Source organism: Verminephrobacter aporrectodeae subsp. tuberculatae At4 (genome assembly GCF_000193225.1).
In the GTDB taxonomy this organism is placed as follows: Bacteria; Pseudomonadota; Gammaproteobacteria; order Burkholderiales; family Burkholderiaceae_C; genus Acidovorax; species Acidovorax aporrectodeae.
Genome location: NZ_AFAL01000705.1, coordinates 1 through 7,477, shown reverse-complemented (window position 1 = coordinate 7,477; position 7,477 = coordinate 1). Strand labels below are relative to the sequence as shown.

At 68.6% G+C, this 7,477-nt stretch carries 7 protein-coding genes and 1 pseudogene; 3 read left to right on the top strand and 5 right to left on the bottom strand.

The features are described from left to right. The 5 genes and pseudogenes from aroE to VTU_RS0120060 form a co-directional block, all read right to left on the bottom strand. Positions 1 to 453 (bottom strand): annotated as a pseudogene (gene aroE, locus VTU_RS0120080) (shikimate dehydrogenase); the annotation flags it as partial. Between the two features lie 41 nt (positions 454 to 494). Beyond that, on the bottom strand, positions 495 to 1,358 hold the full coding sequence (locus tag VTU_RS0120075; protein ID WP_010107904.1) for an energy transducer TonB: 864 nt from the start codon (positions 1,356 to 1,358) through the stop codon (positions 495 to 497). Continuing rightward, the gene (locus VTU_RS0120070; RefSeq protein ID WP_010107902.1) at positions 1,355 to 3,439 is read right to left on the bottom strand and encodes a ribonuclease catalytic domain-containing protein; all 2,085 of its coding nucleotides are present in this window, start codon (positions 3,437 to 3,439) and stop codon (positions 1,355 to 1,357) included. Before VTU_RS0120070 ends, VTU_RS0120075 begins: the two co-directional genes overlap by 4 nt. A 67-nt stretch (positions 3,440 to 3,506) precedes the next feature. After that, on the bottom strand, positions 3,507 to 4,925 hold the full coding sequence (locus VTU_RS0120065) for an FAD-binding oxidoreductase (RefSeq protein ID WP_010107900.1): 1,419 nt from the start codon (positions 4,923 to 4,925) through the stop codon (positions 3,507 to 3,509). 13 nt (positions 4,926 to 4,938) lie between these two features. After that, positions 4,939 to 5,373 carry a DUF2069 domain-containing protein gene (locus tag VTU_RS0120060; protein WP_029554593.1) on the bottom strand — a complete coding sequence of 145 codons (435 nt, stop codon included), beginning with the start codon at positions 5,371 to 5,373 and terminating at the stop codon, positions 4,939 to 4,941. A 21-nt stretch (positions 5,374 to 5,394) separates the two neighbouring features. On the opposite strand from VTU_RS0120060, the gene VTU_RS0120055 reads away from it, so the two are divergent. The 3 genes from VTU_RS0120055 to VTU_RS28880 all read left to right on the top strand — a co-directional run. Then, complete coding sequence (locus tag VTU_RS0120055; protein WP_010107897.1) at positions 5,395 to 6,636, top strand: YihY family inner membrane protein; 1,242 nt, start codon at positions 5,395 to 5,397, stop codon at positions 6,634 to 6,636. Positions 6,637 to 6,766: 130 nt separating this feature from the next. Further along, positions 6,767 to 7,219, top strand: coding sequence for a CBS domain-containing protein (locus VTU_RS0120050; RefSeq protein WP_010107896.1), 453 nt, complete (start codon positions 6,767 to 6,769; stop codon positions 7,217 to 7,219). 41 nt (positions 7,220 to 7,260) lie between these two features. After that, positions 7,261 to 7,477, top strand: a 217-nt coding sequence (locus VTU_RS28880) for a chorismate synthase (protein ID WP_010107895.1), incomplete at its 3' end; no start/stop codon positions are given.

The following is a 7,477-nucleotide window of genomic DNA, read 5'->3' as shown; positions in this document are numbered from 1 at the left end:
GATGCGGCGCGCACCGGCGTGCAGCAGCGGGCCGAGCGCGCCCGCGGCCGCGCCGCCCGCGCCCAGCAGCAGCAGGTCGCAGCCGGCGAGCGGGACGCCGGCGTTGCGTGTGATGTCGGCCACCAGGCCCAGGCCGTCGGTGTTGTCGGCGTGGACGCTGCCGTCTGCGTGCAGGCTGAGGGTGTTCGCGGCGCCCGCGAGCTGCACGCGCCCGCTGCACCGGGCGGCGCAGCGGGCGGCCTCGATCTTGAAAGGCACGGTGACGTTGCAGCCGCGCCCGCCCTGGGCCGCAAAGTCGCGCAGGCCCTGGGCAAAGCCGTCCACGGGCGCCAGGCGGCGTTCGTAGCGGATGCGCTCGCCCGTCAGTTCGGCGAAGCGGGCGTGGATGGCGGGCGAGAGGCTGTGCGCGATCGGGTTGCCCAGCACGCAGTACAGGTCGACGGCTTGGTTCATGGGGGGGATGGGGCCGCGGTGCGCATGCCGCGCTGGCCGGGTTATCGGACGCTGCTGGTCTCCAGGGTCTGCTCCCGGGTGAACTTGAAGCGCGCCACCATGGCAATCTGGTCGGCGTTTTGGCGCATTTTGGCGCTGAATGCGTCAAACGGGCCTGCCGCGCGTGCAATGGCTTGCGCGCGGCGGTCCAGCGTGGCGTTGCCGGAGCCTTCCACGACCTCGGTGTCGAGCACGTGGCCGTCGTTGTTCACGGTGACGATCATCGTCAGCTCGCCGTAGAGCTTGCGGCCTGCCTGCTCGGGGAAGTTTTCCGTGCCCTTGTCTTCCACCTTGCGGCGCAGCGTGTCGTAGTACAGGGCGTAGACTTCCTCGCGGGTGGCGGGGCTGATGTAGCGCTTTTTCGGGCGCGCGTTTTCTTCCTGGATGCGCTTTTCGATTTCGGCCAATAGCTTCACGTACTGGCGGCGCTTTTCCTGTTCGCTGGTCTGTTCGCTGCCTTCGTCGGCCTTGCGCGGATCGGGTTCGGGCAGGACCGCCAGCTGCTTGCGCAGCTGGGTCAGCAGTTGCACCTGCTGTTGCTGCAGCGCGTCCACCTTGCGCTGCGCTTCCTCGAAGTCGTCGCCGACGGCCGTCAGCGCGGTATAGGGCAGGGGGCTCGCGGCCCAGCCCTTTTCGGCCTCGCCGCCACCGGCCAGATGGGTCTGCGCAATGGCCTGGGCCTTCTCGGGGGGTTCGCTGGAGCGGGCGTTCACCAGGATGACTTCGAGCGGCGTGTCCTGGAACGTGCGGTTGAAGGCTTCGGGGTCGATGAAGCGCACCGAGATGAGCGCGGCGTGCACGGTCACCGAGACGCCAAACGCCAGTTGCAGCGTGCTGAAGGTGCGAAAGAAGGCGGGCGATTTCACGGAGCCGGATTATCGGCCTGATCGGCGTCCGCGGGCGCATCGGCCTCGTTCACGTCCACCGCGATGGCCAGCGGGCCGGCCACGGTTTCTTCTTCCTCGGCGTCTTCCGGCGGGCCGTCGCCGCGGGCGTCCGCGGGGTCGTCCAGGCGCTCGATGACGCTGCCGTGGACGTCCAGCGCGATTTCATCCGCCTGACCCAGCCTGACCCTCAGGCGCGCGCCGCGTGGCAGGTTTTGCGCGCCCAGCACGGGAAAGACCAGCGGCAACTCGTCCGCACGCACCAGAAAGCTGCCGCCCACAGCTTCCTTGAGCACCGTGGCGCCGAGCTCGGTGATGCCGTTCTGCGCCAGGTACTTCAGCGTCCAGAAGCGCTCCATTGCGGCTTGGTGGCCGTTGTAGGCGCTGTAGGCCGCGTCGAATTGGCTGATGATGGAAAACAGTTCGGCGTCCCGGGGCTTGAACGGCGCGGCCAGCGCGGCCGTTCTTCCGTTGCGCGCGCAGGCGATGATCTGCCACTGGTTCACCAGATCGGTGTAGCGGCGCAGCGGTGACGTGGCCCAGGCGTACGCCTTGACCCCGATTCCCGCGTGCGGCAGCGCCTTGGTTCCCATGCGCACTTTCACGCCGGGCGCCATGCTCGCCTGGCTGCGGTAGATGCCGGGAACGCCCAGTTTCTCCATCCAGCTGCCCCAGGTGCTGTTGGCCACGATCATGGCCTCGGCGACGATCAAGTCCAGCGGGGCGCCGCGCTGGCGCCGGCTGATCTGCACCGGCTCGTCGCCCGTGGGTTCGGCGCCGGCGCCACCGGCCAGGCGAAAGTTGTAGTCCGGCCGGTTGAAGCTCTCGGGCCTGCCCCGCACCACTTCGCGCAGCGCCTTCAGATGCCTGGCCAGGCGGTAGGCAAAGGACAGCTGCGCACGCAACTCATTCAGGTGCGGCGGGGCGTTTTCGTGCTCCAGCGCGGGGTCGGTCAGCCAGGCGTGCGTGACCACGCCGTCGAGTTCGTCGTGGCGCAGGTTGGCGACCACGTGCACCCGCTCGAGCCGGGTTTCCGAGTCCTTGCATTCCAGGCTGGCCTCGTCGATGCGCAGGTACAGGGACACGGCGGGGTTGGCGCGGCCCGCGTCCAGCGTGCAGGCCCGCACCACGCCGTCGGGCAGCATGGTGATTTTGTGGCCCGGCATGTAGACCGTGGACAGGCGCGCGCGGCCCAGCTGGTCGATGGCGCTGCCCGGCGCGATGAGCAGGCCGGGCGCGGCAATGTGGATTCCCAGCAGCACGCTGCCCGTTCCCAGACCCTGCACCGAGAGCGCGTCGTCGATTTCCGTGGTCTGCGAGTCGTCGATGGAATACGCCTGCGCGCTCGACAGCGGCAGATCGTCGGCGCCCGCGGGCAGCGGCACGGCGGGAAAGCCCGTGCCCTTGGGAAAGTTTTCCAGCAGGAAGCGCCTGTAGTGGAACTGGTACGCCGAGTCGATGGCGCCGGCCTTTTGCAGCAGGTCGAGCGGCGCGCTGTGCGTGGCGCGGCTGGCCTGCACCACGGCCCTGTATTCGGCTGCGTTCTTGTCGGGCTTGAACAGGATCTTGTAGAGCTGCTCGCGGATGGGCTGCGGGCATTCGCCCCGGCCCAGGGCGGTCGCCCAGTCGTCGATCTGCTGCAGCACGGCCTTTTTCTTCTCGATCGCGGCCAGCGCCTGCTGCAGGATTTCGGCCGGGGCTTTCCGGAAACGGCCCCGGCCCGCGCGGCGAAAGTAATGCGGTGCGTCGTACAGGCGCAGCAGCGCCGCGGCCTGCTGCGCCAGCGTGGCGTTTGCCGAAAAGTAATCGCGCGCCAAGTCGGCGAAGCCGAATTCGTCTTCCGGGGCGAATTCCCAGGCCAGGTCCAGTTCGATGGTTTCGGCCACGGCGCGGGCCTGGCGCAGCAGTTCGGCAGGCGCCGGCTGGTCAAATTTCAACAGCATGCTGGCGGCTCTGACCTTGACCCGCTTGCCCGAATCGAGCTCGATCTGCGCCGAGTTCCCGGCCTCGGACAGGATGCGACCGGCCAGAAACTTGCCTGCTTCTTCAAACAATGTGTGCATGGCGGGGATTGTCCCACGGGCGCTGCGCCGGCCCGCCCCTCCCGAGCGGCCCGGGGACGCAGAAGAATCAGACTTTCAACACCCGCCCCGGATTCATGATCCCCTGCGGATCGAGCGCCTGCTTGATCGCGCGCATCATGGAAAGCGCGACCGGTGACTGGTAGCGTTCGAGCGTGTCGACCTTGAGCGCGCCGACGCCATGCTCTGCCGAGAACGAGCCACCGAAACCGGCCACGGCCTCGTACACGAGGTGGTTCACACGCGCCTCCTGCTCGCGCAGAAAGGTCCCGGGGTCGCCTTCCGCGGGGGCCTGCACGTTGTAGTGCAGGTTGCCGTCGCCCAGGTGGCCGAAGTTGACCAGGCGCACGCCCGGGATCGCGCGCTGCAGCAGCGCGTCGGTGTGCGCAACGAAGGCCGGGACGCGCGCGATCGGCACCGAGATGTCGTGCTTGATGTTCGGGCCTTCCTCGGCCTGCGCCAGCGGAATGCTCTCGCGGATATGCCACAGCTGCCGGGCCTGCGCGAGGTTCTCGGCGACCACGGCGTCGCTCACGCAAGCGGCCGTGCACGCGTCCTCGAGCAGCGCCTCGAAGCGCCCGCGTGCGTGCGCTTCGGATTCGTTGTCCGAATTTTCGAGCAGCACGCACCAGGGCACGCCGCCGTCCTCCAGGAAGGGCACGCGCAGCTGCGGCATGTGCTTGCCCACCAGGCTGAGTGCGAAGCGGCCCATGAGCTCAAAGCCCGTGAGGCCCGCGCCCAGCCGCCTGTGCGCCAGGCCCAGCAGGGCCTGCGCGTGCTCCAGCGTGGGCACGGCGGCCCAGGCGGTCAGGCGCGCGGCGGGTTCGGGGTAGAGCCTGAGCGTGGCCGCGGTGATGATTCCCAGCGTGCCCTCGCTGCCGATGAACAGGTCGCGCAGGTCGTAGCCCGTGTTGTCCTTGCGCAGGCCCCTGAGGCCGTCCCACACCTGGCCCTGCGGCGTGACGACTTCCAGGCCCAGGCACAGGTCGCGCGCATTGCCGTAGCGCAGCACCTGGGTGCCGCCGGCGTTGGTGCCGAGGTTGCCGCCAATGGTGCAACTGCCCTCGGCGGCCAGAGACAGGGGAAAGAGCAGCCCCGCACCCTGCGCCGCGTCCTGCAGGTTCTGCAAGATGCAGCCGGCCTCTGCGCTCAGCGTGAGGTTGTCGCCGTCGATGCCGCGCACGGCGTGCATGCGCCGCAGGCTCAGCACGATCTGTGTTCCCGAACCATCGGGCGTGGAGCCCTGGACGAGCCCGGTGTTTCCGCCTTGCGGCACGATGGACGTTCCCGCGGCGGCGCAGGCGCGCACCACGGCCGCCACTTCCTGCGTGCTGCCCGGGCGCACCACGGCGAGGGCCTTGCCACGCACGCGGCGGCGCCAGTCCTGTTCCCAGGCGCAGAGATCGCCGTCGGTGAGCACCTGGGCGGGGCCGACCAGGTGGCGCAGGGTGTCCAGGAGATCGGCCATGGGGCAAGGGGCCTCAGGCAGCCTGCGCGGCCGCCTGGGCATTGCGCTGACGCAGCCGCACATGCAGTGTGCAGGCCACGAACAGCAGCAGGCACAGCGCGACTTCGCCCCAGGCGAGCCACTGCGCGGGGGGCCCGTCTGCCCAGCCGCGCACCACGCCTTCGGTGAAGTAGAGCCAGATCACCAGGCTCAGCCAGCGGTAGGTGTACATGCGCTTTTTGAGGACTCCGGCCAGCGGAAGGCACAGCGGCAGCGCCTTGAGCGCAATCCACGACCCGCCGGGGCGCACGGGCGCGAGCACCAGCTCCCAGGCCAGGCACAAAACGATGAGCGCCAACAGGCTGCCCGCAGCCAACCAGCGCGTGGCGGAAACGCCACGGCCGCATGGCACGGGGTGGCGGGAGAAAGCAGCGGCAGAGGCAGGAGAAGCGGAGGGCAATGCGGTCATTGAGGTGGCATCATATCGGCCATGTCCCTTCTCTCAGCCGCCCGGCGCATCGAGCTGTGCGTGACCAGGCTGTCGCACTTTCCCTGGAAAACCACCGCGCAGGCCCTGCGCGCGCGCTTTCGCGAAGAGCATCTGGGACTCACGGCCAGCAGCCTGACCTTCACCACCACCCTGGCGCTGGTGCCCTTCTTCACGGTGGCGCTGGCGGTGTTCACGGCGTTTCCCATTTTTGGCAAGCTGCAGGATGCGTTGCAGAACTGGCTCGTAGGCAGCCTGGTTCCCGACAGCATTTCGCGCCAGGTGCTGGGCTACCTCACGCAGTTCGCGGCCCAGGCCAGCCGCCTGGGTGCGGTGGGTTTGAGCGCGCTGCTGGCCACGGCCCTGGCGCTGATCCTCACCATCGACCGCACGCTCAACGACATCTGGCGCGTGCAACGCCTGCGCCCGCTGGGTCAGCGGGTGCTGATCTACTGGGCCGCGATCACGCTGGGTCCCCTGCTCATGGGCGCGAGCCTGGCGCTGACCTCGTATGTGATGTCCGCCTCCAGCGGGCTGGTCAAGCGCCTGCCCGACGGTGTGCAATTCTTGTTCGACTCGATCCAGTTCGTGGTGCTCGCCGGGGGCATGGCGGCGCTCTACCACTACGTGCCGAATACCCCGGTGCGCTGGCGGCACGCGTGGACGGGCGGCGTCTTCGTCGCGCTGGGCATCGAACTGGCACAAAAGGCGCTGGCGCTGTACTTGGGCAAGGTACCCACCTATTCGGTGATCTACGGGGCCTTTGCCACCTTGCCGATCCTGCTGGTGTGGATTTATACGGCCTGGGTCATCGTGCTGCTCGGGGCGGTGATCGCGGCCTACCTGCCGAGCCTGCTGGCCGGAGTGGCGCGCTGCACGACGGGGCCCGGCTGGAGCTTTCAACTCGCGCTGGAGGTGCTGCAGGAACTGCAGCGCGCACGCCAGCAGGCGACCAAGGGCCTGCGCCCCGGGCAACTGGCGCAGCGGCTGCGCGTGGACGTGCTGCAGCTGCAGCCCGTGCTCGAGGCGCTGAGCGCACTCGATTGGATCGGGCAGGTGAGCGATGCGGCAGTGGGCGCGTCCGATGCGCTGCAAGCGCGCTACATGCTGCTTGCGGATCCGCACGACACCCTGCTGGAGCCGCTGCTCCAGCGCCTGCTGCTGCAGCGGGAACAGAGCCTGGAGCCGCTATGGGCCAGCGCCCGGCTGGACGCCTTGCGCATGGCGGACGTGCTGAAGGATTAGCCCGCTTCGGACAATCTGGCGCGTCCCGTGGTTTCCCCCTATGCCTCGATTCGGGCGGGCATTGTGGGCTATATTGAGCCCCACCCTCCCCTGCCCTCCTGCCCTCCTGCCCTCCTGGAAACCCGCCGCCATGCAAGTCAGCGACATTCTTCGCGTCAAGGGCAACGCCCTCTACACCGCCGCGCCGGACGAGCCGCTGGCGGACGCCGTCAGCGTCATGGCGGAACGCGACATCGGTTCGCTGGTGGTGATGGAGCAGGGCGAACTCGTGGGCATGCTCAGCTTCCGCGAAGTGATCCTGGCGATGGTGAAGAACGGCGGCAGCGTCACCGCGCTGCCGGTGCGATCGGCCATGGACGACGCGCCCCTGACCTGCACGCTGGAAACCGACATCGACGCGGTGCGCCGCATGATGCTCGATCACCACGCGCGCTACCTGCCCGTGATGGAGCGCAAGCTGCTGATGGGCGTGATCAGCTTCTACGACGTGGCCAAGGCCGTGGTCGACAGCCAGAACTTCGAGAACAAGATGCTCAAGGCCTATATCCGCGACTGGCCCGAGCAGACCGCGGGCAGCGACTGAGGGGCGTCCTCCTGCGCAGGCGGCGGGCATAATCGCGCGCCATGAGCGGCAATACCTTTGGAACCCTGTTCACGGTCACCAATTTTGGTGAATCGCACGGCCCGGCGATTGGCTGCGTCATCGACGGCTGCCCGCCCGCAATGCCGCTGTCCGAGGCCGACATCCAGGCCGACCTCGACCGGCGACGCCCCGGCACCAGCCGCCACGTCACGCAGCGCAACGAGCCCGACGCAGTGCAGATCCTCAGCGGCGTTTACG